The sequence below is a fragment of the Acinetobacter sp. YH12132 genome, assembly GCF_013418645.1.
GTDB classification, from domain to species: Bacteria; Pseudomonadota; Gammaproteobacteria; order Pseudomonadales; family Moraxellaceae; genus Acinetobacter; species Acinetobacter indicus.
Genome location: NZ_VPBR01000016.1, coordinates 12,878 through 38,720 on the forward strand (window position 1 = coordinate 12,878; position 25,843 = coordinate 38,720).

Genomic DNA, 25,843 nt, shown 5'->3' on the forward strand with positions numbered 1-25,843 from the left:
CCGAATGGATTTTTTATATTAAGCCTGACAGGATGCCAATGCACTATTTAAGTCAGCCACCACATTCGGCAACTGGGAAAACTGCTGAATACGGGCTTTTGGTGCAGCATGATCCAGCTCTTGCATCGTGCCATAACCATATTCGACCGCGACCGCTTCAATCCCGTTATGTCGCGCCCCCAGCACATCATATTCCCGGTCGCCGACCATAAGACATTGGCTGGCCTGCAGCTGTTCCTGCTCCAGAATATAGGCAATTAATTCATCTTTATGGGTCCGATCACCATTCAGCTCGCTGCCATAAATGCCGGTAAAATACTGTTCCAGCTCAAAATGCTCCAGAATCTGCCGTGCATAAATGGTCGGCTTGGCCGTGGCTAAAAACAGCTGATAGCCCTGGAGTTTCAAGGTTTGCAAGGTTTCCGCCACAGTCGGATAAACCTTATTTTCATATAAACCGGTCACGGCAAAACGCTCGCGATAACCCATCAGTGCCTGTTCCGCCAGCACATCATTCGGTTCAACCTGTAAAATTTTTGCCAGTGAAGCTTTCAGTGGCGGACCAATAATCCAGTCAATATTTTCAGATTCTGGTAGTGGATGACCAATTTTTGCCAGTCCATAACGCGCCGAGGTGGTAATACCCACTTTTGGATCGGTCAGGGTGCCATCCAAATCAATCAGCAGATGTTTAATCATGAATTTTTCTCCCCCTTCGACCGTGAAATACACTCGAGACTTGATTCAAAGTTGCCTATACTAACGTAAATTCATGATTGAAGGATATGGATGTGCGTCCAACGGTACTTTGCTTTTCTGGTTTAGATCCCTCTGGGGGCGCGGGCTTACAGGCTGATATTGAAGCGATTGGTCAAAGTGGCGCACATGCGGCCATTGCCTGTACCGCCCTCACGGTGCAAAACTCGCAGCAGGTGTTTGGCTTTGAAGCCACTTCCAAAGCATTGCTACTGGCCCAGGCCAATGCCGTGGTGAACGATCTGCCAATTCGCTGTGTTAAATCGGGAATGCTCGGCACCACCGACAATATTGCAGCGCTGGCAGATTTCTTGAGAGAACATCCGGACTATTACTATGTGCTGGACCCGGTTCTGGTCGCCAACAGCGGTGGCTCTCTGGGTGATCAGGCGACTTTGGTCAAGGCCTTTGTCGAGCTGATTCCACTGGCAACCTTACTGACCCCGAATACGGTAGAACTGCGTGCCCTGACCGGTGAAGATGATCTGGAACTGGCCACCCAGAAACTGTTTACGATGGGTGCCAAGGCGGTTTTGGTTAAAGGCGGCCATGAAGATACCCCGGATCACATCCGCAATGCTTTATATATAGATGGTGAACTGATTTCAGAAACCCGTTGCCCGCGTTTAGAAGGCGAATACCACGGTTCGGGCTGCTCGCTGGCCAGCTTTATTGCCGGCCGTTTAGCACTAGGTGATGAACTGCAAGCCGCTGTGAATTATGCTGAAACCTGGCTGTTTGGGGTACTAAAACAGGCAGAAAGTCCGGTACCGAATGGTCAGAAGATTCCAAAACGCTTTTAATCCTTAATATAAAAAATACCTGCCCCATGGCAGGTATTTTTTCGACCTGAATCTGAAGCCCTTTAATCCGGCATATCATCCAGCTGCTGCGGTTCGGCTCGCGGCTGGGTATTCATCCGGTGCCGGAACGAGGCGGAACGTTCATAAGCCTGTTTACGTACCCGCATAATTGAACCCAAAGGTTGATGCGCCTGCACGCCATGCCACGGGTTAAACGACAACACATCATCGGCATAAACCCGCCGCTCCGGACTATAGCTGTCCTGTTTGGGAAAATGCAAAGTGCCAATGGTCTGATGCGCAGATTCTTCTTCCGGCCATAATACCGAGGCATCTTCAATGGGCATCCGTTCCAGACTGGTACATAATTGCGCACGCAATACATAATCGGCGCTATGGTGCTTAAAGAAATCCCGAACCAGATCGCGGATGCTGGAGTCATGGCTAATCTGCATTGGAATATTGGTCAGCTGACGTACCGAGGTCGATTCCGGCGCCACACTGATTTTTGCCATATAGTCGCCATAACGCAGTGCAGCCATGGTGTGATAGGTTTCACCGAGAATATGGTTCTGACTGCGCGCCCAGCCTTTTAAAGTTACCGGTACTTCTAAACCGGCTTTATCCACCAGTGTATTTAAACTGCGCGCCATACTGCGCATGCCTTTTAACATCGGATCGGGCGCCTGTTCCGCGCGTGTCACCAGAGGCAGCATCTGCTGGTATTTACGCAGCGTGCCAAAGGCCAGCACCGGAATATTCACCATCAGAATATCCTGGTTTTTACCATCACTCGGATCATCGGCCAGTAAGCGTGCGCCCGGCACATTCAGGATTTTTAAGGCAAAGCCATGCGGTACTGGCACCTGGTCACTGCGTAAATCTCCCGGCGCAGCCGATAAACGCACCATCACATCATAATGTCCTGGCTCGGCAAAAATTCCCTGCGCCAAATGCGGCGGCAACACCGGCACGGTCAAAATACCTTTCAGAAATGCATGTGATTTGGCATGCGCATCGCGGACTGCATGGCGATGCTTGTCAAACACCTGTTGTCGGGCTTGGGCCATATGCTCGATAATATCTTCAATCAAGCGGCTTTCATTCGGCTGTTCCTGTTCAACCTGCGGGGTATACAGTAGATACGGCTCTGACATCGTGAACGCTCCTGTTCCGGCCTGAACATCTGGCAAAAATTGGCTAATATCCACCAATCTAGCAAGCTGAGAGCCAGAAAAATATAGTGCTTATTCAACAGTTCAGGAGAGTTTGGTAAGCGTAGACGACTCAGCTCAACACGATACTTGGGTTCAGTCTTGATGATGTCTGGATTTAAGCTGCGCCACATGCGCGCGCCGGGTTTGCCAGGACGGGTCCAGTACTTCTTTTTCCAGTCGTAATTGCAAACGTTTTAAGCGCATGGCGGAGATGACTTCGGTCTGGAACTCCTGTACGTAATTTACCCAGCCTGTCCCTTGAAATACCTGCTTTGGCATCTCTGTTTTAAATTCGCAGCCCGGCATAAATACCACTATTGAATGTAAATGTTCCGGCTCCAGCAGATCAGCCAGCAAATGACTCAACACCTGAGTATGTTTGTAATTCTGATGCAAGGGATTCTGGAATTTATAACTCTTTTTATAAATTTTCTGGGTCCACATTTTTTGCCGCGCACTGCCAAAAATCCAGCCCTTATAGTTTTTGCTTTCTATCACAAAGACGCCAAAAGGACTTAATAGCACATGATCAATTTGTGTGGTGCCACCATCCTGATCGGGCAAGGTCAAATCATTAAGTAAAATATAACGCTCATCCAGATGTTGCTTGGCCTGTCGCTGAACAGCCCACTCCCCGATTTTGCCCTTTAAGTCCGGCAGGAACACCCGCAGCAGGCTCAAGCCCAGCAGAACCAGCAACAGCCACCACAGCTGTGAAATCAACATACTCAAAATATTTACATCATGCATTTCGGTTTTATTTTAATGGTGATGATCTTGACCCGACTCTAGCATAAAACGGTGTTTCATTCAGGAATGATAATGCTGGTTTAATTTTCGTTATCAGGTGGATACAGAAAGATTCTATCTACCTGAAGATGTTCAATCTGGTGATCTATTTTTTAATCAACGGATGCTTACTGATTTAAGCTGTTTATTGGCCTGCTGTGGGCGATGCAACACCACAGATTATCCGTATTTATTTTTGCTGTTGTTCCAGTTTTAACAGAATCTCTTTATTGTCTAGTCCACCGGCAAAACCAACCAGTGTACCGCCGCTGCCAATCACCCGATGACAGGGTGCAATAATTGAAATTGGATTTTGGCCATTGGCCGCACCGACAGCCCGTACCGCTTTGGGACTGCCGACCTGCTCAGCAATTTGCCGATAACTGCGGGTTTCGCCAAAAGGAATATTCAGCAGTGCCTGCCAAACTTTTTTCTGAAATTCTGTGCCTTCAAAATCTAAAGGCAGTTCAAAAGTCTGACGCTGGCCCTGAAAATATTCATTCAGCTGTTGTTGCGCATCCAGCAAAATCGGATGATCCAACTGCTCTACCAGCTCGGCCTGCCGGACCCGTTTGGGATTTTCATTGTCCCAGATCACAGCGACCAGCGCGCTGTCTGTAGCCACCAGTTTTAAACGCCCGACCGGAGAAGGCATATACATAAATGCAAGTTTCATCTCCTTCTCCTGTTCAGTTTTGGTCTAGCTTGATTATGCCGATGAAAGTTTCATCAGCACAAGACCGGAAATAATTAACACTGCCGCCAGCATACGCATGGCCGATGCCGGCTCGCCCAGTACAAAAATACCCACCAGAAAAGAACCGACCGCACCAATTCCGGTCCAGATGGTATAGGCCGTGCCCAGCGGCAAACTACGCATGGCATAGGCCAGCAGGCCAAAACTGAGCACCATAAAGAAAATGGTCAGAATGCTTGGGGTAAGCTTGGTAAAACCGTCTGAAAGCTTCATAAAATAAGCCCAGACAATTTCAAAAATACCGGCAAAAATTAATACGATCCAGGCCATCACGCCCTCCTCCATTATTCAGATAGAGTCAGGCCGTCCTGACGATTTTTCTTAAAGACAGCACCTTTAAGGGAGGTCGTTCCTCCAGAATTACGGTATCAGTATAGCAAAAATCCGCCGCCTGCCAGTAAAACACCGTTGGAGGGGAATGACCTTCAGCTCAAGAGGGACTAAAAATCACAACCCAGATAAGGCGATTCAAACTTTTTCACTTAAGTGAATAAATTGCTTGCTGGAGCATAGGTCGTTTCTCCAGCAAACAAAAGGATGAACCAAAGCCCATCCGGTGTATGGATAAACGCTGGATCGGATTAAAACTTCAACCGTAACCCGGCGCCATATTGCCAGCCCTGTTCCGATTCTGTCGCATCCTGCTCAGCTGTCTGGGCCAGCCCTTTATGATAGCCATAGGCCACATCTACAAACGGCATGACTTTTTTGCTGATTTCATAACGCATCTGTAGCCCGGTCTGCAGCTGGTTTAAACCAGTTTTCTGCGCTTGCACCGATTCATCTGAAAGTACCAGCTTGGCCTGCAAATAAGGTGCCAGAATCAGTTTCTGGGTCAGCAAAAGATCTCGCTCAGTGTCCAGACTCAGCAGCACCTGCTGATCTTCGGCAAGCGACAAATAGGCCTCAGATTCAAAGAAATACGGCGCCAGCCCATGCAGGCCAACCACACCACGCCATTGCTGTGCCGAAGTCTGATCCTCCTGATAGGCCACACCAGCCTGGATATCCCAAAAATCAGAAATCATCCGGCTATATAAAACCTGTGCCTCATATTCAGCTTGTTGCGACTCGGCCTGCTGGGTATGCAGTTTGAAAAACAGCTTGTGTTCATCCGTTCCGACCCGGCTTTCCAGCTCGGACTGCCACACTCCGCGTCCACCCGCATGCTGCATCCATTTTGATTCCAGCATACTGGACTGATACCACTGCCCGCCATGCTCCTGTCGGTGATCATGCGTTGTTGCCGTTGCAGCCTTCTCCACCAGATGAGGCATGCTCATGAGCTGATGTTGCTGATGTTGCTGATGTTGCTGATGTTGCTGATGTTGCTGATGTTGCTGATGTTGCTGATGTTGCTGATGTTGCTGATGTTGCTGATGTTGCTGATGTTGCTGATGTTCAGCCTGCATCATCTGCTTGTGTTGTGCATGTTTATCGACAGATTTTACTGACGTCTGCGGTACAACTTCATGTTCTGTAACATGGGAAGATGGGTGCTGTGTCTGCGCCGATAACATCGGTGTCGCAAACAGCATGGCTCCCAGCAGATTGAAACGGGCAAAATTAGTGATGTGCATGTGCATCTCCCGAAGACTGAACAGCAGCTGGCAGCGCAGATGGAGCTGCGGGTAATGAAGCCGTCTGCTCTGGCATCACCTGTGCCACCACTAACTTATTCATCATGCCCGAACTCATGTGATACAGCAGATGACAATGGATTGCCCATTCCCCCAGCTCATCGGCGGTCAATAACGCGCTCACGGTTTTTCCAGGCGGTACAATCAGGGTATGTTTATTTGGCAGGTCGGCAGCAGCCTGACCATTTTCCAGCTGCATAAACATGCCATGCAAATGCATCGGATGCGCCATCATGCTGTCATTAATAAATTTCAGCCGAATCCGTTCGCCATAGGCCACCTGCAATGGTTCAGCCTCGCTAAATTTCTTGCCATTGATGGTCCAGATATAACGTTCCATCGTGCCGCCCAAACGAATCACCAGCTCTTGCACCGGCGCGCGCGTATCCGGCTGCGGCTTTAAGGCTTTTAAGTCCGCATAGCGAAGTGCTTTATGTCCGGCGGGTGTTGAGGCATTGGCCCAACCTTGAGGGACCGAACTGGCCGAAGATTTTGACTGCGCCTGCGTTGCATGCGATGAATGCACTGCAGGATGATCTTCGGCTACCGTTAAAGATTCAGTCTCTTTAATGGCAGCATGCGTCATCGATGGATGCTGCAGGGTCGAAGATGTGGATGACGCACTATGTACCGCATGTGGCGCAGTACTTTCTGCACCATGAGCAGCATGTCCCATATCTTCCATGGTCAATACCGCACGTGGTCGTGCGGTTGGCATGTGCAGTGGCGGTGGTTGCATGCCCTGTTGCAATAAACTACCAATGGCAAAGCCTGAACGGTCAATTGATTCTGCTTCAATCTGGTAATGGCCGGCTTTTGGTTCCACCAGTACATCATAGGTTTCTGCTGTCCCAATCCGGAACTCATCTACAGGCACCGGCTGGACCGGCTGGCCATCAGCGCTGATGACGGTCATTTTGAGCTGCGGAATGCGTACATCAAAAAACGACATGGCCGAGGCATTAATAAAACGTAAACGCACTTTTTCATTCGGTCGGAACAGCCCGGTCCAGGCCTGTTCCGGTGTTTTGCCATTAATTAAAAACTGATAACCGGTGACATCCGACAAATCGGTTCTAAGCATACGCATCTGGTTCCACATGGAACGTTGCTGCCAGGTCTGTTTCAGGCCCTGCTGTTTCACCTGCTGCAACACATCGGCCAGGGTTTCACGCTGGTTCTGATAATACTCGGCCGACTTTTTCAGATTATTTAAAATCGTGTCGCTGGAAGATGCGTGAAAATCGGACAGCATCACCACATAATCCCGCTCGGCCTGCTCATGCGCAGCCACAGGCTGTTTGCCTTTGGGATAAATGACTAGCGGGCCATATAGCCCATCCTGCTCCTGACCTTTGGAATGGGCGTGATACCAGTAGGTGCCCTGCTGCCGTAGCTGAAAGCGATAAGTAAAATGTCCCTTCGGCGCAATGCCCTGAAAGCCGTTAAAGCCCGGCACGCCATCCATTACACCCGGCAATAACAGACCATGCCAGTGAATGGAAGAATCGCGATTTTGAAGCTGGTTATGCACATGAATCACCGCTTCATCACCTTCCTCAAATTCAAGCAAGGGGGCTGTGAATTGGCCATTCACACTTATTTTTTTGGCAGTTTTTCCGGTCAGCTTGACCGGCTGCTCATCAATATACAGATGATATTCCCGGACTGCGGCCATCGCCCAGGACGATGCGCACAGACATAAGCCAAGCACGATGGCCTGACGCAATTGAATTGACATGATTTATCCTTAAAACAATAAAAAAAGAAAAGTTTTTAAAGTCAGGATAAGGTTTTCGGTGGACGCAGGATTTCCTGCCAGTAACCGGGTAAATGCTGGGCATGATAGAGATGAAAGCGCAGCTCAGGCTCAAAGGTCGGGCTTGCCTGTTCCAGCACAGGGAGCGCAATCTTGAGATAGCTCAGACCCGGCTGGCAATGCAGTGGCGGACAATCCTGACAGTTTAAATGCTGCTCTGGATGATGCCCTTGCTCGCAGTCGGATAACTGTGCAGATGGACTGGTGCTATGATGGCTTGGGTGATGCTGTTCTACAGGAGAATCTGCCTTTTCAGCATGACAAGGTGTAGGTGATGAAAGGGATGATTTCACACTGGTGATCATGGCAGAGTTGGACAGTTGCATGGCCGCATGCGCTGGTTGTACAACAGCCAGCACAAGACTGCTCCATCCCATGACAAATGCCATCAGATAGCTGAACCACACCGGTTGTCTGCGCTGTGTATGCAACAGGATTTCCTCACCCCATAAGACCAAACCCCAGCGTTGAAGCTGCTTAAAACAGCTGAACGCCTGTGCAAACCAGCATAGAGAAATTCACAGTTATACACAATACTTTAAATTTTAAATTGCTGCTGCCGGGAAGATTGTTTTGCATATCAATAAAATAATAAAGTTATTTATTGTGCAGTATAACTCTTAAGCAGAGCTGAATAAAAAAGCAGGAATTTTAGGGCTTTTGCTCAAATAAAAAGGACTCATTTGAGTCCTTTTTATACATTTTATGTCTAATTGGTAAACGATTGATGTACAACTGTTTATAAATTAATCCGGTTATCCATACTGTTATCAACATAGATATCCATAGAGTTAATCACAAAGTTATCCACAGGGTGCCGATAACTTATCCAGTTTTATTAGGTATTCACGGCACCGACTTTGGCCAGCTCGGCACGCATCTCATCAATCACAGCTTTATAATCCGGTTTGCCAAAAATCGCTGAACCTGCCACAAACATATCGGCACCGGCTTCGGCAATTTCACGGATATTGGCCGGGCCAACGCCACCATCAACCTCAAGGCGAATATCACGGCCTGAGGCATCAATGATCTGACGCGCCTGACGTAATTTTTCCAGGGTCATGGGAATAAATTTCTGGCCACCAAAGCCCGGGTTCACACTCATCAATAAAATCTGGTCGACTTTATCCAGCACATAATCCAGATAATGCAGTGGTGTTGCCGGGTTAAAAACCAGACCCGCTTTGGCACCGCCCGACTTGATCAGTTGCAGCGAACGGTCAATATGATCTGAAGCTTCCGGATGAAAGGTAATAATATCGGCACCGGCTTCCAAAAAGTCGCCAATCATACGATCTACCGGAGAGACCATTAAATGCACATCAATTGGCGCCTGAATCCCATAATTTTTCAGGGCCTTACATACGCCTGCACCAAAGGTGAGGTTGGGTACATAGTGATTGTCCATGACATCAAAGTGGACAACATCAGCACCGGCTTCAAGCACTTTTTCTACCTCTTCCCCTAAACGGGCAAAGTCTGCAGAAAGAATAGAAGGCGCAATTAAATATGGCTTGGACATGGGAGACCCTGGCTAAGTATTTGAGTGACTGCGCCATTATAACAAATTGTCCCCGGCTCTGGGGCGGCAGATGGCCACCTGCGGCAAGATTGCAAATCTACAACGCTGTGTTGCAACACGCGGCTTTGTCTGGGCGCTCTTTTCTCTTAGGCTTAAGGCTTACTGAACAGGATTTTTCATGAAACGTTATAGTCATATTGCCACCACACAAGCGGCCCGTCTGGCCAAACGCCTGGGTAACCACTGGAAACACAAATTTGAAGTACAGGAAACAGCACAGGAACTGCGTATTTTGATGCCAAGCGCGACCATTGTGTTACAGCCACAATCTGATGCGCTCTATACCGAAATTATTGCTTTAGATGAACACACCGACCTGAACCGGCTGGAACAGGTGGTGCTGGATCATCTGCAACGCATGGGACAGGAACAGTTAAGTGCTGACTGGCAGCAGGCCGATTAAACCTACTTAGATCTGCTCATTTTACTTCGGCAGATTGCTTGGCTTCAAAGGCCTTGACTGCTTCAATACGCTCCTGCGTGGCCGGATGGCTTTGCAGAAAATCCCAGACCGACTTACCCTGCTCGCTTTCGCCGCTTTCATCTGCCAGCCGTTGTAACAGGTTGGCATAATGGATGGTTGGCACCTGCTTGTGCTGCATGGTGGTTAAGGCATAATGATCGGCTTCGGCTTCAAAATTACGCGAATAACTGGCACCTACCAAAGCCAGAGGCAGGCTGGTCATTAAATCGGAGCCATCACCGGTAATCGCAATCAGGATGACCCCAAAACCTAAACTGGCCAGCGCCTGTTGCAGACTATGCCGCTCGACCAGATGACCCTGCTCATGTGCCAGCACCCCCAGAATTTCCCGGTCATCCTGTGCCAGCTCAACCAGTTCATCGGTCAGAATAATAGTATTGTTGGGAATCGCCACCGCATTGGCACCCAACCGATTCCCTTCTCGAAACAGCAGTTTCGCCGGCCGGTCTTCTGCCACCAATGCCTGATACTGCTGTAAAATTGCCTGCTGGCGCGCCGCACTTAAACGGCTTGGACCCGTCATCTCCAGCACATAGTGTTCTGCTTCATTGCCGACACTGTTCAGGGTGGTTTCCGGTAACTGATTGGCCACCACATGCGAGGCCCACGGAATGCCCCACTTCACCGTGGCAAAGGCCAGCGCCACAATAAAAATGGTGCTAAACAGAATCAGGCTGGGGGTACGCTCCAGCTTCCAGATCGACTGATAGATATTCTTTTGCTGCAGCTGAAACCAGTCCGGTAAAGGCTGCTGAAACTCCAGACGTGCATCATCCTGGAGTTCAATTACCGGCTGGATACGGCCTAATGCGCCTATCAGCAGCATGTCCTGATAACGATAACGGCGCTGCAAGGCAAAGTTTTCACCATACTGAACCCAGATACTGTCCGCATCGGCTGCCAACACCTGAGCAGTATAAGGCTTGGCACTCTGACCATCATAAAACACGGCTTCAACCGTCATCTGTTGCATCAGTGCTTTCCTTATAAAGACACATCAATATCAAAGATATCGCTGATTTCTTCCGCAATCGCGCTTGGATCACCCTGTAACTGGTTCATCAGCAGGTCCGGATCATTATTTAAATGCAGGCTTAAAGACTCCACCTGATAGCGATATAAACGGATTGCCGCCCACGGCGTCATAAGGCCAAGGGTTAAAATTTTCACAATCCAGTTGCTGAGCACAATCCAGGCATAGCGCCACTGGTTGCAACTGGTCTGAAACTGGCTGCGACTGAGGGTGGTATTGTTCCAGCTGGTCATAAAAATCCGCGCCAGCATTAATGGCCAGATGAATAAAGCCGCCAGCAGATAGATGCCCATAAAAATCCAGACATACTGCACCGCACTCAGACTGGAAAAATCGGCCAGCAAGGCCAGTACCAGCGCTGCCGCTCCCAGCAAGCCGATAAACAGAAACAGCGGCACATACATGGCGCGCATATAGGCCGGCCAGTCGGCCTGTAATTTAAACTGTAGCTGTCCCGCATAAAGATGATCGAGGCAATAACGCTTATACAGCCAGATCAGCACCGGGAAAAATATGCCCAGGGTCAAGATATACACCAGAATCCCTTTTAAAAATTCGATATAGGCTTTTTTGCTGGTGCCAGAAAAGAAAAAGCGGCTGTTACCAAATTTACTGTTACGTGCATTAAAGCGGATGGTGGCCCGAATCAGCCAGGGTACCGCCAGATACAGAATCAGCACCCCAATCAAGGTAGCGCGTACTGAATAGTTGGATAACAGTGAAATGGCCAGATACAAGCCAATCGCAATCAGCCGCCCGATTAAAATCTTGCTCGGCACACCGGTAAAGTCAAAACGGCGCTGGATAAATTCGGTATTGCCATAAAAATAGCGCAAGCGGCGTACTTTGGCCCATGGCGCATACAGTCCCAGCGTGACAATAATCAATAGAATATTGACAATCCAGATGCCGAAATATTCCATGGCAGTGCCATAAAAATGAAAAGGGTGGCGCTGTCCAAGCAGCTGCGGCTCAGGTGAATCAACGACAAGCGCCGGCGGCAACTGGGTCTGTTCCTCTGCGGTAAAAGTCGGATGTATATCTTGGTTTTGCATATCAGGCCTTATAATTATTTTTTAAAATAAAGACACGGTTAAAAATTAAAAAAGCAAAAATTCACAGACCGCTTTCACCCTGCAACAGGTCAAAAGCGGTGTTTTGCGCGATGGATGATATTAGGATTGTAATTGAACTGCATGAAATTGCAGATGATCATCGATAAAACTTTGAATAAAGTAATAACCATGATCATAGCCAGCATGTTCACGTAAGCTCAGCGGCTGTCCGGCCTGCGCACAGGCGGCCTGGAACAGCGCCGGATTCAGCTGACTATAAAACTGATCCTGCAAGCCCTGATCAATTAGAATATCGGCAAATTGCTTGCCTTTTTGCTGGACCAGTGCGGTGGCATCATGCGCTTGCCAGCCTTGACGATCATCGCCTAAATAAGTACTAAAAGCTTTCTCGCCCCACGAGCACTGGCTTGGTGCACAAATCGGCGCAAAGGCAGAAACTGATTTAAATTTTTCCGGATATTTAAAGGCTAGCGTTAACGCACCATGGCCGCCCATACTGTGGCCGAAAATACCAATGCTGTCGGTTTGCACCGCAAACTGTTCACACACCAGCGCATACAGCTCTTCTGCAACAAACTGTTCCATCTGGTAATGCGCTGCCCAGGGTGCCTGGGTTGCATTAATATAAAAACCTGCACCCTGCCCAATATCCCAGTGATCGCCCTGCGCCACCTGCTCACCGCGAGGTGAAGTGTCCGGGCTAATCAGAATAAAGCCCAACTGTGCCGCCAGACGCTGGGCATGCGCTTTAATTGCAAAAGTTTCTTCGGTACAGGTTAAACCCGCCAGGTAAAAAAGCGCCGGACAGTCCTGACCGGCCAAGGCTTGTGCCGGCAGAAAAATACCAAAACGGCTTTCCCCGTTTAAGCTGCTGGAATTAAAACGGTAAATTCGCTGTTCGCCATCAAAGCATCGATTGTTCTGTATTAATTCCATCGTCTTATCCTGTTTTAAGGGCTGTCTAAAGTTAAAGGCATTTCATTTGGCTGCGCCACCATGGCTTGCGGGAATAAACGCTGCTCCAGTTGCGGCAACATCAGCTGCATGTTCTTGCCCATCGACCATTGCGGTTCAGATGGTTCAAAACCTTGTGCCTGCTCCCATTTTTCCACGGTCAGCTTGGCCTGTGCAAAAGCCTCGGCAAAGCTGTTATTTTCACGCATGGCCTGATCAAAGAAAGCCCGGCCAAAATAGGTATAATCGGCTTCGTTGGAACAGCCGAATGAAGCGCGATCTGCGGCCGATGCGGTAATTACCAAAGTATTGTCATTTTGCAGGGCCGAAACAAAACTGCCCGAATAACAGGCCGAGATCACAATTACGCGCCAGCGGATACCGGATTTATCCAGCGCATCGCGCAGCCATTTTGGATCAACCTGTTGCAGTTCCAGCGGCGCATTTTCCATTTCAAACTGGTTCGGCAAGCCATGTGAAGTCATGTATAAAAACAGCACATCGCTTTCCGGATTCATCTGCTGGCCTATACGGCGCAGTGCCAGTTCCATACTGGTGCGTGAGGCAATCGGGGTGACATTGCGTGTCATCGGGTTATTCACCAGAATCATCGAGCGGCCAAAAGTGCCAAAGCGGGTATCGAACTGTTCCCGAATCCGCTCGACTTCGGACATAAACACATCCTGATAACTGGCTCCGGCCACCCCCAGAAAATACCAGTGTGATTGCGCAAATTCGCCATACTGAATCTTCTCCAGCGCCTGATTCAGTACCTTGCTTTGTGCATAAAAGGCTTCTTCACTAAACGTCGGCGGGACCTCTTCCACTTTCCAGATTGGCTGGCTCTTGACCGACATCTGCCACACCACCAGGGTAAACAGCGTGGCCAGAACAATCAGCGCACGTTCCCACCACGGCCATTTCAGCTCACGGGAAAATACCCAGACCACCGCCAGACTCTGCCAGACAAACAGCACCATAAAAATCAGTGGCAGATAGTCATAGAACACATAGGGCAGCACATCAATCATGCCCAGATATTGAATCAGGCTTTGCAATAAGGCGATGTGGGTGTCTAACACCAGCCACAGTAAAGCCGGTACCAGCATGAGGCGTGGATTATTAACGCGCTGGGACAGGAAAATCCCGACAATTAAGGCAATAAACGGCCACAAGGCATAACTGACCAGACCTTGCGGGTTAAAATCACCGGTTTCACCGGCGCTGAGCCAGCTAAATAAAGTATTGGCCAGACCACCTAAAATGCCCCAGAAAATCAGTTGCAGAATGGAAGGACGGACAATCTGTAAAGATCGGCGCGAACCAAAAAATAACCACATCCCCGCTGTTTGGTTGCTTTTAAAATCATGCCAAAAATTGATGGAGGGTTTAAAGTCGATCATAAGATTGTCGTTAGCAGTGGCTCGCTTTGTGCAGACTTAGTTTATGCCTGATGTCATAATTATCAATGCTCTTTTTTAACTATATAACAAATCTTTGCCCAGTTTTGAAGCGATTACCCGTTTACTTTGGTCGCGTCCTGCTGGAAGTAGGCATCGAAGCGGCAGGCATCTCCCGTCCATTGATGATCCGGTGTTTGCCCGGCCAGATATACCGCCAGACGTGGTCGCTTAACCACCACACGTTTGGCGATTTTTTGCGCCAGCGGTAGCAAGGCATCGCCCAAATCCATTTCACCATGTTCCGGCAATAACAAATGCAGCAGCTGCATCTGCTTTTTGACTTGTGCCTGTTTTTTTACCGCCTGCTGGTTCTGGTCACGCTGTGGAAACATCGGATCCAGATACACCACATCAACAGCCTGCCCTGCTTCTGCCTGCGCTTTTAAGTAATCAGCCGAATCAGAAAAGACCAAGTGGATGCGTGCGGCAACCTTGCTTAAAAACGGGTCCTGTAGGGCGCGCTGGTAGCTGTCTTCCAATAAACTAAACAGAATCGGATGCCGTTCTACCAGCGTTACTTCAGCCCCCAGATGCGCCATCAGCAAACTGTCATGGCCCAGACCTGCAGTTGCATCAATCAGCTGCGGTTTTTCCGCCAGGTTACAGGCACGGGCCAGCATTTCTGACTTTAATGACGCGCGTTTTAAACGCGGAATTTCAGCCTGCCAGTCTGGCTGCATTTTCATGCCCAGCGCACATAGCCACAGGCCATCGGCATCAACGCACAGCGCCATGTCTGGATGCAGTCTTAAAAAACGTGCATTCAGTTTGTCGATGACATCAATTTGAAGGGTAACCCCACGTGAAGAAAGCACAGCCTGATAGTGCTGTGCTTTCTCAAAAAATGCGGGTTCGGTATAGCAGCGAAGTTCGCTTACCATAAGGTCCAGCCTGTATATGCAAAGAGTAAAATCAGAAGGCCTGACACAATACGATACCAGGCAAAAATCATAAAGTCGCGTTTGGCCACATACGCCACCAGCGCGCGAATTAAGATTAATGCGGAGATAAAGGAAACAATAATCCCGACGCTCAATACGGTCCAGTCCTGCGTGGTCTGGAAGACATCATAACTTTGATATAAATCCAGCAAGCCTGCGCCAATAATCACCGGAATTCCCAGAAAGAACGAGAATTCTGTCGCCGCTTTACGTGATACGCCCAGGAACATCGCCCCAATAATGGTCGCACCCGAACGTGAAGTGCCCGGAATTAAAGACAGTACCTGAATCAGACCAATCCAGATTGCATCTTTATAGGTCAGGTCTTCAACTTCCTGTGCCCGTACTTGAGGTGGATGCTTCTCAATCCAGATAATGATCAGACCACCAATAATCAGACCAATGGCCACGGCGATATCATTAAACAACATCGCTTTCACGGTTTGCCCGAAAGTCAAACCAATCAGAATAATCGGCAGCGAGGCCAGAATCAGGCCAAAGCCCAGACGGCGTCCGGTTTCTTCGCCGGTGAACATGCCGGTGGCTGCGCCCCAAAGCCGGGTCCAGTATTCATAAATCACTGCTGCAATTGCCCCCATTTGAATGGCAATTACAAAAACATCACTTTTTTCTTTGGTCCAGAAGTTCATCAGTTCTGAAGCCAAAATTAAATGGCCGGTACTGGAAATTGGTAAGAATTCTGTGATTCCTTCAACAATTCCCATAATTGCCGCTTTCAGCAGCAGTAAAAAATCCATAGAAAATCCTAGTTATGATTTGCCTTGTTCTGGAATTTTTTTCCAAGCATTATCCCGCAAATACACCGGTAATGCGTATTCCGCACTGACCCATGCTTCACGTTGAGCCAATACGCGTGCAATGGTAGCAATATCTTGCGCCGTTGCACTTAAGTCTTTGTATTGTGTTTGTTCTTGTTGCAATAAGGTTGAACCTGAGCCTACTAATGGGGACTGCGCTACGGCCGCCGCATCACTATAGCCCAATAACTGTTCTTCGCTCACCGGCTGCATAATGCCTTCTGCATCTAACTGGAAACTGGCGATATAGACTTCATTCATCCGCGCATCCAGCACTGCTGTTACCGCGCTTAAACCTGCTAGCCGATAAGCCGCTTGCGCCAGCGCCTGCAAGGTCGAGACTGGAATGACCGGCAGATCATGTGACCAGGCCAGTGCCTGTGCCACCGCGGCATTAATCCGCACGCCACTGAACGAGCCCGGGCCACGGCTAAAGGCCACTGCGGTTAAATCGGCAGTGGCCGTTTCGGTCTGAGCAAAACCTTGCTCAATCATCGGGAGAATGGTTTGGGTTTGTGCCTTGGCGCGCTCATCCAACTGAAAAAACAGTTCCTGCGTGTCATTTACAATCGAAACGGAACACTGCTCATTGGCAGTTTCCAATGCCAGTAACTTCATGCACAACCTTAAAATTAAATTTTAAAAACTGGCCGCTATCATACTCCACTCCTAGACACTAGGCGAGAACTTCACCGGCTTTCACACAGAAAAAAAGCCAGTTTCAAACTGGCCTTTAGGTATCTTAAAGTTCGACTTTTTCCAGTTGCTGGAAATGCTTGAAGTGCTCGGCATAATGTAAGGCGCTCAGTTTCAGGCGGGCTGCCCCTGCTTCATCCAGGGTTTTTACAATCTTGCCGGGAGAACCCATCACCACCGAATTATCCGGGATGACTTTGCCTTCCGGAATCAGCGCATTGGCGCCAATAATACAGTTTTTCCCAATCACGGCATGATTCAGCACCACCGCGTTAATACCAATCAGGCTGTTATCGCCGATGGTACAGCCATGCAACATGGCCTGATGACCGATAGTGACATAGTTACCAATCTGCATCTCAATACCCGCATCGGTATGCAGCACCGCATTTTCCTGGACATTACTAAAATCTCCAAGACGAATCAGGCTGTTATCGCCACGCACCACCGCGCCAAACCAGATACTCACCTGCCGACCCAGCTCGACCTGACCAATGACCGTTGCGGTTTCGGCGACCCAACCATCCCATGGTTGATGTAATGCTTTTGGGGCAATGCCCTGAAATTTATACAACATTAAAATTCCCTATTTAGATGATTTAAATCGAAACGTCGGTGAATTCAGTAAAAATGGCCATTCTTTTTGATAATCCAGCCCATACTGAAATAAAGCCACCAGCATCCGTGCAGTTAATCCCCAGACAATCTCATTTTCAACACGCATGCTGGGAAAATATAAAGACTGATGGGCATAGCGCACCTCATACGGCACTGGCGGCGCTTCCATCAGATTTTTTAAAGAGGCGAAAAAAATACGGTCAATTTCGGTCGGTTGCGCTGACAGCTGCACCTCGGGTGGAATCAGGCCGACAATGGGTTTGACCAGCATGCCATTACGCGATTTTTGCATTGGCAAATCGCCAATCAGTTCCACATCAAAAGGATTCAGCGCGGTTTCTTCCTGTGCTTCACGCAGTGCCACCACAATATTACTGGTATCCTGCGGATCGCGCTTGCCACCCGGAAAAGACACCTCGCCAGCATGGCTGTTTAAATAGGCCGAACGGCGGGTCAGCAGGACTTTCGGCTGAGCTTCATCGGTAATCGCAATCAACACGGCCGCATGCGCCTCACGCATACTTCGCGAGAAGCGTAAGCGCTGTTGCAATTCCTGTGTCAATGAATGCTCTACCATCTTTTATTATCCTGATTGCCTGACTTTCATCATAGCTGAAATTCTGGGCAAAAGGATAGAAATGATGCCAAAGTTCATTTTTTCAGTTATGCTGATCAGCAACTTTATCGTTGATGCTGAATATGAACTTTTGCGGAACGTGTGGACATAAAACAGCGGAAAAAATTCCTTTAGGCGATCATCAGTTACGCCGTGTTTGCAGCCATTGTGGCAGTATTCATTATGTGAATCCGAAAGTGATTTGTGGTGCTTTGGTGCTGTGGGAAGATCAGGTGTTATTATGCCGCCGTGCCATTGAACCGCGTTATGGACTCTGGACCCTACCTGCCGGTTATATGGAACTGTTTGAAACCATGGAACAAGGCGCGGCACGTGAAACCCGTGAAGAAGCAGAAGCGGAAATCGAGATTGAGCAGCTGTACTGCATGTACAACATTCCACGGATTGGCCAGATTTATGTGCTGTTTAAAGCGCAGCTGATTGAAGGGCAATTTGGGGCGGGTGAAGAAACTATTGAATCGCGTCTGTTTAGCGAAGATGAAATTCCATGGGCAGAACTAGCCTTCCCAAGCGTGGAACATACCTTAAGACATTATTTTGAAGACCGCAAAAACCAGCATTTCCCGACTCATCTGGAAACCTTGGGTACGCGTTTGGATCATACTGGTTAACAATAAATATCCCCGCCAAGAAAAAGCCCATCCGTAGATGGGCTTTTGTATTTTAATGAATATATTGCTGTTACTGGATACGCACCTGTTCCGGGTTATAACAGTCCGCCACTTCGATGCTCACGGTTCCACCGGTGAGTTTAGCCAGTTCTTTATCGGCATCCGTAGCATTGTTGCTATCCTGATTGGTAAAAGTCTTGAGCTGCAAGGTATACAGGTTACTCCATGACACGGTATTGTTGCCGGAGAAGTCACTCAGGCTAATCCGGGTCGAGGTATGATTGACCAGATTACCCATATTCAGCCGCGCACCACCCACCACCATGGCCTGCTCGCCCTGGGTATTGTCAACCCGGGTATTCAGACCAATTACGGCACCATTCAGCTGGTTAAAGACCGGATTGGCCAGAATCATCCGCAGGGTAATCGCCTGATTGCTCAGATCGGTTGCTCCCAGTACACCAACACGATATTGCGTGACATTATTACTATCCACAATCTCTGGCGTGCTGCTATCTGTAGCGACTGCGCAGGTCCCCGACAGATCGGTTGCGGTCGGATTTGGGCCAATATCGGTACGGATATTGCCCTGCTCATCCAGCACAATCCCGAGCTTAATTGCTGGCGCGGCATTATTAGCAAAATTGAAATTCAGAGTGGCATATAACGGGAAAATATAACGCTCACCCAAGGCCACATTTTTCGCCGAAGTAAAAATCCGGTTATCCAGGAAATTCACCTGAAAATATTTATAGATATCCAGTGAGCCCTTAAACTGATCCGTGCCAATAGTCTGGGTCCAGCGGCCATATTCTTCCGGCTTTCCTGTCGGGAACTTGGTCAGGGTTTTATAAATGCCTTCGGTGCCGGCAATCATATAATCGTTATACAGTTTCCCCTGGGTCACGGTAAAATCTTCAGTCCGGTTACTGTTGATGCTAAAACGATAAGGCCCCTGGATCGTTTCATTCAGTGGATTAATCCAGTTATTTTGTGCCGCTGCGGTCATCAGTTCCGGACGGACACGTTTCAAGAAATCGGCCGTAATGGTCAATAACGGGTTTTCATTACTGGTCGACATGGTTCCACGCCACTGCATGCCATAACCGAAAGTATAACCCGAGCGATCGGTCATCAACTGGAACTGGCCAATCAGGTGTCTTAAGGTATTCGAGTTCTGTTTACAATCATCCTGATTACAGCCATATAAACCTTGTGGTAAGGTCGAACCCTCCACAGCCAGTACCGGATAGTTGGCCTGATAAGAGGCAGAGTTGGTCATATAAACCAGGGTTTTCAGCGCGTCAGAGGCCTGCGCATCACTGACGGTGCTCAAGTCAACCCAAGGACTTAACTTGCTGACATAGGCACCGGAACGGTAATCCTCCAGCGTCACCGAACCCAAAATATCATCCAGCTGTTCTTTTTTTAGCGCAGAAATATAAAGTGGCTGCACATCACCGGCAATGGTCGGCCGTTCTTGGTTCTTGGAACTTTCAATTGATAAAGCCTGTAAAATACGTGTAATTGCCTGTGCCACTTGAACAGTTGAATCCGATGGGGTCAGTTCGGTTGCGGCCTGTCCGGTTAAGCCACGGGCAATATCCAGCAGGGTTAAACGCGGCAAGCTGGCACTGACCGAATTGGCCAGACCAATATCAGCTAGGCTTACTGTCCCCAGATTAATTGATTTTTCTGTTTTTTCCTGAATAAAGAAATGGACTTTATCACCGGCACTACATTTACCGGTGGCGGCATTGGTGGTTGGCGCAATCAGGGTAATATAGGTTTTGCTTGGATCACTGCTACAGGTGAAATTCAGGCCATCCACCGGATAATCCAGGGCAAACTCCACACAGTTTTGCCCGCTAACACAACTGCCATTAATTTCCGACACAATATTCGGCTCTGGAATGACATTGGCACTTTCACCACCACAGCCACTGAGTGCCATCATCAAGGCGGTACTGCTCAAGGCTAAAATATTTGATTTCTTCATCCTGATGTCTCATGTTTTTTATTGATCTAAGGCAATAATTTTCAATTGGCCCTGATTACTTAACTGGCGGTTTTCCATATCGATTGCCGATGCCAGCGGGGTTAAAAGAAGATAACGGGTTTGAGCCGGCAATTGAATCACCCCTTCCACCTGCTCATGTTGCAATAAGGTGGATTGAGTATCCTGGCTCTTGTAGCCGCCTGCACCTTCAATCACACAGCCTTGCGCATCCAGAAAAACGGCAAAAGGCCAGTAAAATGTAGGTTGCCGGGTTTTAGAAGCGTATGAATTCACCTGAAGATGGCGTAAATCTCCCTCCAGCTTCACCACCTCATAATCAAATTCATCTGTTAATGGTGCACGTGGCCAGAGATTGACGTCTTTCTGTACGGCCAGGGTCTTGGCATGTTTAATTTTTTTATTGTTAAAACAGGACTGGCCTAAACTGCTGATGGCATCGGCCTGTGCAATACGATAATAAGTCGATGACAGCACCATTGGCTTGACACTTTCTGGCTGGCGTTTCTTGAACAGGCGATCCAGCACCGATTGTCCGACTCCTTTTTCACGTTCTACCACCTGCACCCGGGTCGCACCACCGCCCAATTTACTGTCAACTACGCCTTCCGGCATCATATAAAAACGCTTTTTCCCCTCCAGGTTAAATTCACTGTGTTCCAGGTATTCATTATTGACGTACTGCTCCCCTTCCATTTCGGTAAAACCGGAAGATGAAGTACGGTCTGGTTGATCAGCTTGCACAGTCTTCAATACTTTCTGAGATTCAGTTTGCGGGATGACAGATGTAATCGTTGGAGATGATGAAGCTGATACCGGTTTTGTGGTTGCCGATACAACTGGTGTGACGACAGGCTGTTCCACAACTGCTGTATCTGGTGTTTTTTGTGGGATACTTTCTGTGAGTTTTACCGTAGTGACTGGTTGAGTCGGTACAGTACTAACTGTGGGTACGACTGCAACAGCAGGAGCTCTGACAGGTTCAGAAACGGGAATTTGCGCTTGCGGCTGCGCCGGATTCAAAGCAGAGGATGCTCTACTTTGTGCCTGCGTTTTGTTTACCGGCACAGCTTCTTTTTTCGCGGCCGGCCGGGTTTCGGCCTTACGCTGTACCACCATCGGCCGGCCATCCGGGCCAATAATGGTATAAAACTCATTGGCATAACTTACACTGGCCGAGCCCAAAGACAGCGCCCAGAGTGAAGACAGGCAAATCAAGCCAGATAAACGCTTTGTCACTTTTACCATCGTGTTCTATAGCTCAGACCTAAAATTGTAATGTTGCTAGCGGTTTTGACATTCAGTCCCGCATACGGGTTGAGTAATAAGTTATTCACCCCTTCTTTGTTGGCTAGGCTACTGGTATTGGCTGGAATTTTGTCCCGGCTTTGCAGGAAGCCGATCGATAAATCCAGGTCAGTATCGGCATCAAAACGATAGCCCACACCTAAACCAAACAGACGTGCATTATTAATGGGTACCATGGTATTACGCTTGTCATCTGGAATCGCACTGGTTCGTGGTTCATAACCGGCACGCAGCTTTAAACGGTCGGTAGCAGAATATTCAATCCCGATGCCCCAACTCCATGGTGACTGGAAGCCCATCGGCAAGGCCAGCGAGCTGTCAGAGACATGTTCAGACAATAATTTGGCAATTTTCAGGGCAGAAATCTGGCGGTCAAATTCAAACTTGAACTTGTCCCAAGCAGCATAATCGGTCCAGCCGACATCAAAGTTCACCTGTAAATCTGGCATTACCTTGTATTTAATCCCGGCCTGGAAATGCGCTGGATATTCAAAATCCATCGCCACCAGCCCTGACTCACTGGCCGGAATATAGTTCGGGAAGCCTAAAATTGCCGCCAAAATTTGCCCGGTTGGGGAAGACATCAAGCCTTTAATCAGCTCACTCGGCGCCTTGGCATTATCAATATGATATTTACCTTTGAGCCGCATTTTGGCGGAGCTTTGATAGACCATACCAAAGCTGAAATCTTCACGTGGCTCCCATAACACCCCGAGGTTATAGCTTGGGCTCAGACTTTGCTCGACGGCCAGATCCATTTGTCCAAAACGACCAAACGGATTCATGCCTTCCTGTGCGTTACAAATCCCCAGCAACAGAATATCGGTAATAATATCGGAGTTTTCTTTAAACGGGGTACAGACGACTTCATCAATCATCCGCAGCATCCCGATCAGGTCATTCGGGAAACGCAAGTCGGTATTCATGGCAATGGCCTGGTAGGACATTCCCACCGATGCCCCGACTGATAGCTCATCATTGACCTGATAGGCAATTGACGGTGACAGATAGGTAATCCGTTCCAGTGCCACCTGCTGCCCCATGAAGTTACCTGGGTTGCCATCTTCAGCACCAAAACCGGCAATTAACGGCGCATACATCGCAGTAGCAAAGGTGGTTTTAGACCCCGGCGGATTGTAGGCAATCCCTGCTGTTGGTGCGGCCAGTGGCATGCCTTCACCCAGATCAACAAACTTTTTCAGTACCGGCACATAGAGCGATGCATATTCCACATCACCCGATACTTCACCTTTAAAGTCGGTACAAAAGTCAGCCAGAATTTCCGGTCCATCATGACAGACCAGTGGATCATCGGAATAACCAAATACGTTATAGTCGGCTGGCGCAGAAAACTCACGCTGTACATCAAAGTGCGCCAGCACCCCTTGTACATCGGTTTGCAAGCCTTCAATTTTAGTTAAGGCTGCCGGGTTAAAATGAATGGCACTAATGCCCGGTGGATCTGCCGTGACCGCGTTGCCCATGGTCAAGGAACGGATATCGACAGACAGGTTTTGTCCCAATTGTGCAAAAGCAGCACTCGAACAGCCCGATAAGATCAGCGCAGACACTAACGGGCGAAGTCGAATTATTTTCATACGACCAGCCTCTTAGCGAAGTTTCTTACCAAAGCCCAGAATATCGAGTGGGAAAGACAGACCTAAAGACACATCCGGTGCATCTTCTGTCAAACCAATACCAACAGTACCATTGACAATCGTTTCAGGAGAAACGCGCACCCCTAAAGAAATGGCCAGGGTAGAACTGGTCTGATCGGCCGGAGAATAGCTTTCGCCGGTGTGATAGAGGAATTCAGCGCCAGTATTAAAACTCTGCTGATACGACATGGTCATTGAAACATCGTAGTTAAAGGAATAGGCAAAACCAAAGGCGAAACCACCACTAATGCCCGGCTCAAATTCCTCAATAATACGTGGGCCACGAACTTGGTTTAAGCCCGACTCTTTAAAACCATAATTGGCGGAGACCGAAGCGAATAACACCACTGGGTCGATATATTTACGGGTACTGGCTCCAATCCCTGCAGAATAATAGCCCTTACCGGTCGCAAGTTCGGTAGTGCTATTAATTTCATACGGGCTATCACCGGTTTTGGTCGAAAGATTTCCGAATAAAATTAGTGGCAAACGGCCGGCTTTTAAAGGGAAAGGTTCCCAGCGTGCGCCTAAAGAAATATCTCCCAGACCCGCGGTATTCGCATCTTTTAATTGATCGGTCTTGGCCACCAAAGGTAAAGAGGCGGTTAAGGTCAGGTTATCCAATAATCCATATTGAACGGTGAAGGTGTTGGTCAATGCATGCGATGCATTTTCCTGAACACGCAACTGATAGATTTGGCCTTGCGCCATTTCCATATCAATTTGCGTATCACGATAATAGGTATAATCAATATCGTAATAAGATGAGATATTGCCTTTTTTGATTAAGGAATATTGGCGTTCATTGGAGGTAAAGACTTCTTCCAGATTGGCTTCTTTGGTAGCATCCCCTTCCTGCTGCTGTAACGCAGTTGATGCAGCCTGCTCAGCACTCGGTGCAGTCGCTGTTGCTGTTTCAATATTGGCCTCAGCAACTGCTTCAGTGCTAACTTCTTCAGGGCTTGAGTTTTCTGCTGGAGCTGTGGCTTCTGACGCAAGCTGCTGCTCTTCTACTGTTTCATCTTGTCCTAATTGTGGCTCTTCTGCAGCATAAGCAGCTGCGCCCCAGACCATTTGGATACTGATGGCCAATACGGTTTTATTCATCCATTTAGATTTCATCTTCTTCCCTTCCAATTTTTAATTTTTTTTCGTTTTTAAAGTAAATATTTACTTACTTTTATAATAGAGTCTTAAAAAGTTGTACTGATGTTCGCCGAAATTCTCTGACTCAGGATTCATGTTTCGTTCTAAACGAATGGTCGAGGCTTTATCGGCAATTTTGTCCATATAGAATTGTGGATATTGAATATTGACAAAGGCATGATGGTTAACAGTGGCATCTTCAACATGGCGCATATCACTATCCTGTAAAGCCAAGAAGTCTTTACGATATTCAGGCGCCACATTAATCAGGAACAAGGTATTGTTTTCCCACACCTCTTTAAAACGCTGCTCATCAAAACTGATATTCCCCAGTGCCGGGTCGGCCACATAGACCCGGCCATCCTTATAGGCCTTATACACCACAAAATGCTTAAAACCGGCATAGGAAATCGGCACAATTGCGGGCTGGCCCTGCTTGACCAGATCTGAAAATTCCCCACGATAGCCGCCACTTTCCATGCCCAATGCAGCAACAAAACGTTTCATATCCAGCAAAGAGAAACTACGCCGTTCAATAATGCGCTCATATTCCCCATAACGTAGCAAACCACTCATGGTCTGCTGCTCTGTCAATCGGGTTCCGACATAACCATTTAACAGCGTGGTTAAAGCGGCCGATCCACAGCTATAGTCATAAGCCTGACGTACAATGCCCCGGAATTGATCTTGTAAAGCAGGTTGAATACGTACAGGCTCACGATGCATACGGGTAAAAGAAGAATTGCGGGAATCCAGTGTCTCCGTATAGCGTACGGTTTCCGGATGTTGTTCCTTTAAGTCGAAGGCTTGTGTGGCAGCGTAATACATCAATGCCGAGCCTAATGCGATCTCTAACATAATTTTTTACTTTTCAAGTTCCAGGCAGCTCTGCCAGTTCATTTTTTATTTTTAGAGTAAGAACTCTACTTCCATGTATTTAGCAAGATACCTTTTTTTTAGAAAAAAAACAGTATTTTTTTATATTTTTGCCAACTTTTACAGTTTTTGTGTAAAAAA

At 48.2% G+C, this 25,843-nt stretch carries 26 protein-coding genes; 3 read left to right on the plus strand and 23 right to left on the minus strand.

The window, feature by feature from the left end; translation table 11 throughout:
• Positions 1–18 precede the first annotated feature (18 nt).
• The gene (locus FTU67_RS12290; RefSeq protein WP_045795528.1) at positions 19–699 is read right to left on the minus strand and encodes an HAD-IA family hydrolase; all 681 of its coding nucleotides are present in this window, start codon (positions 697–699) and stop codon (positions 19–21) included.
• A 92-nt stretch (positions 700–791) separates the two neighbouring features.
• Here FTU67_RS12290 and FTU67_RS12295 point away from each other — a divergent pair, with 92 nt between their 5' ends.
• Complete coding sequence (locus FTU67_RS12295) at positions 792–1,559, plus strand: hydroxymethylpyrimidine/phosphomethylpyrimidine kinase (protein ID WP_180061804.1); 768 nt, start codon at positions 792–794, stop codon at positions 1,557–1,559.
• Positions 1,560–1,621: 62 nt separating this feature from the next.
• Here FTU67_RS12295 and FTU67_RS12300 read toward each other — a convergent pair whose 3' ends face one another.
• From FTU67_RS12300 to rpe, 8 genes are all read right to left on the minus strand, one after another.
• Positions 1,622–2,716 (minus strand): catalase family protein, encoded by a 1,095-nt coding sequence (locus tag FTU67_RS12300; protein ID WP_104989065.1) that lies wholly within the window; start codon positions 2,714–2,716, stop codon positions 1,622–1,624.
• Positions 2,717–2,869: 153 nt separating this feature from the next.
• Positions 2,870–3,526: a nuclease-related domain-containing protein gene (locus tag FTU67_RS12305; RefSeq protein ID WP_016659479.1), complete on the minus strand. Its 657-nt coding sequence runs from the start codon at positions 3,524–3,526 to the stop codon at positions 2,870–2,872.
• A 229-nt stretch (positions 3,527–3,755) separates the two neighbouring features.
• Positions 3,756–4,241, minus strand: coding sequence for a methylated-DNA--[protein]-cysteine S-methyltransferase (locus FTU67_RS12310; protein WP_180061794.1), 486 nt, complete (start codon positions 4,239–4,241; stop codon positions 3,756–3,758).
• Positions 4,242–4,274: 33 nt separating this feature from the next.
• A complete protein-coding gene (sugE, locus tag FTU67_RS12315) occupies positions 4,275–4,592 on the minus strand; it encodes a quaternary ammonium compound efflux SMR transporter SugE (protein WP_005179881.1) in 318 nt (105 codons plus the stop codon).
• A gap of 311 nt (positions 4,593–4,903) precedes the next feature.
• A complete protein-coding gene (locus FTU67_RS12320; RefSeq protein ID WP_286420608.1) occupies positions 4,904–5,605 on the minus strand; it encodes a copper resistance protein B in 702 nt (233 codons plus the stop codon).
• Between the two features lie 283 nt (positions 5,606–5,888).
• Positions 5,889–7,703 carry a copper resistance system multicopper oxidase gene (locus FTU67_RS12325; protein WP_180061796.1) on the minus strand — a complete coding sequence of 605 codons (1,815 nt, stop codon included), beginning with the start codon at positions 7,701–7,703 and terminating at the stop codon, positions 5,889–5,891.
• A 41-nt stretch (positions 7,704–7,744) separates the two neighbouring features.
• Positions 7,745–8,212 carry a hypothetical protein gene (locus FTU67_RS12330; protein ID WP_180061797.1) on the minus strand — a complete coding sequence of 156 codons (468 nt, stop codon included), beginning with the start codon at positions 8,210–8,212 and terminating at the stop codon, positions 7,745–7,747.
• Positions 8,213–8,619: 407 nt separating this feature from the next.
• On the minus strand, positions 8,620–9,306 hold the full coding sequence (gene rpe / locus FTU67_RS12335; RefSeq protein ID WP_075175405.1) for a ribulose-phosphate 3-epimerase: 687 nt from the start codon (positions 9,304–9,306) through the stop codon (positions 8,620–8,622).
• A gap of 178 nt (positions 9,307–9,484) precedes the next feature.
• Here rpe and FTU67_RS12340 point away from each other — a divergent pair, with 178 nt between their 5' ends.
• Entirely contained in the window at positions 9,485–9,769 is a 285-nt protein-coding gene (locus FTU67_RS12340) for a DUF2218 domain-containing protein (RefSeq protein WP_104472524.1), read from the plus strand.
• Between the two features lie 16 nt (positions 9,770–9,785).
• On the opposite strand, the gene FTU67_RS12345 is transcribed toward FTU67_RS12340, so the two are convergent.
• The 9 genes from FTU67_RS12345 to FTU67_RS12385 all read right to left on the minus strand — a co-directional run bounded on the left by FTU67_RS12345 (position 9,786) and on the right by FTU67_RS12385 (position 18,026).
• Positions 9,786–10,823 carry a M48 family metallopeptidase gene (locus FTU67_RS12345; RefSeq protein ID WP_104503993.1) on the minus strand — a complete coding sequence of 346 codons (1,038 nt, stop codon included), beginning with the start codon at positions 10,821–10,823 and terminating at the stop codon, positions 9,786–9,788.
• Between the two features lie 11 nt (positions 10,824–10,834).
• Positions 10,835–11,938, minus strand: coding sequence for a YjgN family protein (locus tag FTU67_RS12350; RefSeq protein WP_005179890.1), 1,104 nt, complete (start codon positions 11,936–11,938; stop codon positions 10,835–10,837).
• 120 nt (positions 11,939–12,058) lie between these two features.
• Entirely contained in the window at positions 12,059–12,895 is an 837-nt protein-coding gene (fghA, locus tag FTU67_RS12355; protein ID WP_180061798.1) for an S-formylglutathione hydrolase, read from the minus strand.
• Positions 12,896–12,909: 14 nt separating this feature from the next.
• Positions 12,910–14,316: a C13 family peptidase gene (locus tag FTU67_RS12360; RefSeq protein ID WP_180061799.1), complete on the minus strand. Its 1,407-nt coding sequence runs from the start codon at positions 14,314–14,316 to the stop codon at positions 12,910–12,912.
• A gap of 113 nt (positions 14,317–14,429) precedes the next feature.
• Complete coding sequence (locus tag FTU67_RS12365; protein ID WP_005179895.1) at positions 14,430–15,257, minus strand: class I SAM-dependent methyltransferase; 828 nt, start codon at positions 15,255–15,257, stop codon at positions 14,430–14,432.
• On the minus strand, positions 15,251–16,075 hold the full coding sequence (locus tag FTU67_RS12370) for an undecaprenyl-diphosphate phosphatase (protein WP_016659491.1): 825 nt from the start codon (positions 16,073–16,075) through the stop codon (positions 15,251–15,253). The genes FTU67_RS12365 and FTU67_RS12370 overlap by 7 nt, the downstream gene beginning before the upstream one ends.
• Before the next feature lie 12 nt (positions 16,076–16,087).
• On the minus strand, positions 16,088–16,753 hold the full coding sequence (tsaB, locus tag FTU67_RS12375; RefSeq protein ID WP_005179899.1) for a tRNA (adenosine(37)-N6)-threonylcarbamoyltransferase complex dimerization subunit type 1 TsaB: 666 nt from the start codon (positions 16,751–16,753) through the stop codon (positions 16,088–16,090).
• Between the two features lie 124 nt (positions 16,754–16,877).
• Entirely contained in the window at positions 16,878–17,405 is a 528-nt protein-coding gene (locus FTU67_RS12380) for a gamma carbonic anhydrase family protein (protein WP_163143421.1), read from the minus strand.
• Positions 17,406–17,417: 12 nt separating this feature from the next.
• Positions 17,418–18,026 carry a CoA pyrophosphatase gene (locus FTU67_RS12385; protein WP_005179902.1) on the minus strand — a complete coding sequence of 203 codons (609 nt, stop codon included), beginning with the start codon at positions 18,024–18,026 and terminating at the stop codon, positions 17,418–17,420.
• Positions 18,027–18,148: 122 nt separating this feature from the next.
• Between FTU67_RS12385 and FTU67_RS12390 the strand changes: the two genes are divergently transcribed.
• Positions 18,149–18,697, plus strand: a complete 549-nt coding sequence (locus FTU67_RS12390; protein ID WP_180061800.1) for an NUDIX hydrolase — start codon at positions 18,149–18,151, stop codon at positions 18,695–18,697.
• A 70-nt stretch (positions 18,698–18,767) separates the two neighbouring features.
• On the opposite strand, the gene FTU67_RS12395 is transcribed toward FTU67_RS12390, so the two are convergent.
• From FTU67_RS12395 to FTU67_RS12415, 5 genes are read right to left on the minus strand one after another with little or no spacing between them, the layout of a single operon-like run.
• Entirely contained in the window at positions 18,768–20,696 is a 1,929-nt protein-coding gene (locus FTU67_RS12395; protein WP_180061801.1) for a flagellar protein FilF, read from the minus strand.
• A gap of 18 nt (positions 20,697–20,714) precedes the next feature.
• Positions 20,715–21,962, minus strand: coding sequence for a putative pilus assembly protein FilE (gene filE, locus FTU67_RS12400; protein ID WP_005179905.1), 1,248 nt, complete (start codon positions 21,960–21,962; stop codon positions 20,715–20,717).
• Complete coding sequence (locus FTU67_RS12405) at positions 21,956–23,620, minus strand: OmpP1/FadL family transporter (protein WP_016659496.1); 1,665 nt, start codon at positions 23,618–23,620, stop codon at positions 21,956–21,958. The genes filE and FTU67_RS12405 overlap by 7 nt, the downstream gene beginning before the upstream one ends.
• A gap of 12 nt (positions 23,621–23,632) precedes the next feature.
• The gene (locus tag FTU67_RS12410) at positions 23,633–24,802 is read right to left on the minus strand and encodes a hypothetical protein (protein WP_168383803.1); all 1,170 of its coding nucleotides are present in this window, start codon (positions 24,800–24,802) and stop codon (positions 23,633–23,635) included.
• Positions 24,803–24,850: 48 nt separating this feature from the next.
• Positions 24,851–25,684: a C39 family peptidase gene (locus tag FTU67_RS12415; protein WP_045795549.1), complete on the minus strand. Its 834-nt coding sequence runs from the start codon at positions 25,682–25,684 to the stop codon at positions 24,851–24,853.
• Between the last annotated feature and the right edge of the window lie 159 nt (positions 25,685–25,843).

Bases quoted from the DNA above. Each gene is read 5' to 3' on its own strand.
- FTU67_RS12385 (WP_005179902.1), bottom strand. From the start codon at position 18,026: ATGGTAGAGCATTCATTGACACAGGAATTGCAACAGCGCTTACGCTTC.
- FTU67_RS12305 (WP_016659479.1), bottom strand. From the start codon at position 3,526: ATGCATGATGTAAATATTTTGAGTATGTTGATTTCACAGCTGTGGTGG.
- FTU67_RS12365 (WP_005179895.1), bottom strand. From the start codon at position 15,257: ATGGTAAGCGAACTTCGCTGCTATACCGAACCCGCATTTTTTGAGAAA.
- FTU67_RS12390 (WP_180061800.1), top strand. From the start codon at position 18,149: ATGAACTTTTGCGGAACGTGTGGACATAAAACAGCGGAAAAAATTCCT.
- tsaB (WP_005179899.1), bottom strand. From the start codon at position 16,753: ATGAAGTTACTGGCATTGGAAACTGCCAATGAGCAGTGTTCCGTTTCG.
- FTU67_RS12310 (WP_180061794.1), bottom strand. From the start codon at position 4,241: ATGAAACTTGCATTTATGTATATGCCTTCTCCGGTCGGGCGTTTAAAA.
- filE (WP_005179905.1), bottom strand. From the start codon at position 21,962: ATGGTAAAAGTGACAAAGCGTTTATCTGGCTTGATTTGCCTGTCTTCA.
- fghA (WP_180061798.1), bottom strand. From the start codon at position 12,895: ATGGAATTAATACAGAACAATCGATGCTTTGATGGCGAACAGCGAATT.
- FTU67_RS12290 (WP_045795528.1), bottom strand. From the start codon at position 699: ATGATTAAACATCTGCTGATTGATTTGGATGGCACCCTGACCGATCCA.
- FTU67_RS12370 (WP_016659491.1), bottom strand. From the start codon at position 16,075: ATGGATTTTTTACTGCTGCTGAAAGCGGCAATTATGGGAATTGTTGAA.
- FTU67_RS12415 (WP_045795549.1), bottom strand. From the start codon at position 25,684: ATGTTAGAGATCGCATTAGGCTCGGCATTGATGTATTACGCTGCCACA.
- FTU67_RS12395 (WP_180061801.1), bottom strand. From the start codon at position 20,696: ATGAAGAAATCAAATATTTTAGCCTTGAGCAGTACCGCCTTGATGATG.
- FTU67_RS12320 (WP_286420608.1), bottom strand. From the start codon at position 5,605: ATGAGCATGCCTCATCTGGTGGAGAAGGCTGCAACGGCAACAACGCAT.
- sugE (WP_005179881.1), bottom strand. From the start codon at position 4,592: ATGGCCTGGATCGTATTAATTTTTGCCGGTATTTTTGAAATTGTCTGG.
- FTU67_RS12410 (WP_168383803.1), bottom strand. From the start codon at position 24,802: ATGAAATCTAAATGGATGAATAAAACCGTATTGGCCATCAGTATCCAA.
- FTU67_RS12325 (WP_180061796.1), bottom strand. From the start codon at position 7,703: ATGTCAATTCAATTGCGTCAGGCCATCGTGCTTGGCTTATGTCTGTGC.
- rpe (WP_075175405.1), bottom strand. From the start codon at position 9,306: ATGTCCAAGCCATATTTAATTGCGCCTTCTATTCTTTCTGCAGACTTT.
- FTU67_RS12350 (WP_005179890.1), bottom strand. From the start codon at position 11,938: ATGCAAAACCAAGATATACATCCGACTTTTACCGCAGAGGAACAGACC.
- FTU67_RS12405 (WP_016659496.1), bottom strand. From the start codon at position 23,620: ATGAAAATAATTCGACTTCGCCCGTTAGTGTCTGCGCTGATCTTATCG.
- FTU67_RS12360 (WP_180061799.1), bottom strand. From the start codon at position 14,316: ATGATCGACTTTAAACCCTCCATCAATTTTTGGCATGATTTTAAAAGC.
- FTU67_RS12300 (WP_104989065.1), bottom strand. From the start codon at position 2,716: ATGTCAGAGCCGTATCTACTGTATACCCCGCAGGTTGAACAGGAACAG.
- FTU67_RS12340 (WP_104472524.1), top strand. From the start codon at position 9,485: ATGAAACGTTATAGTCATATTGCCACCACACAAGCGGCCCGTCTGGCC.
- FTU67_RS12345 (WP_104503993.1), bottom strand. From the start codon at position 10,823: ATGCAACAGATGACGGTTGAAGCCGTGTTTTATGATGGTCAGAGTGCC.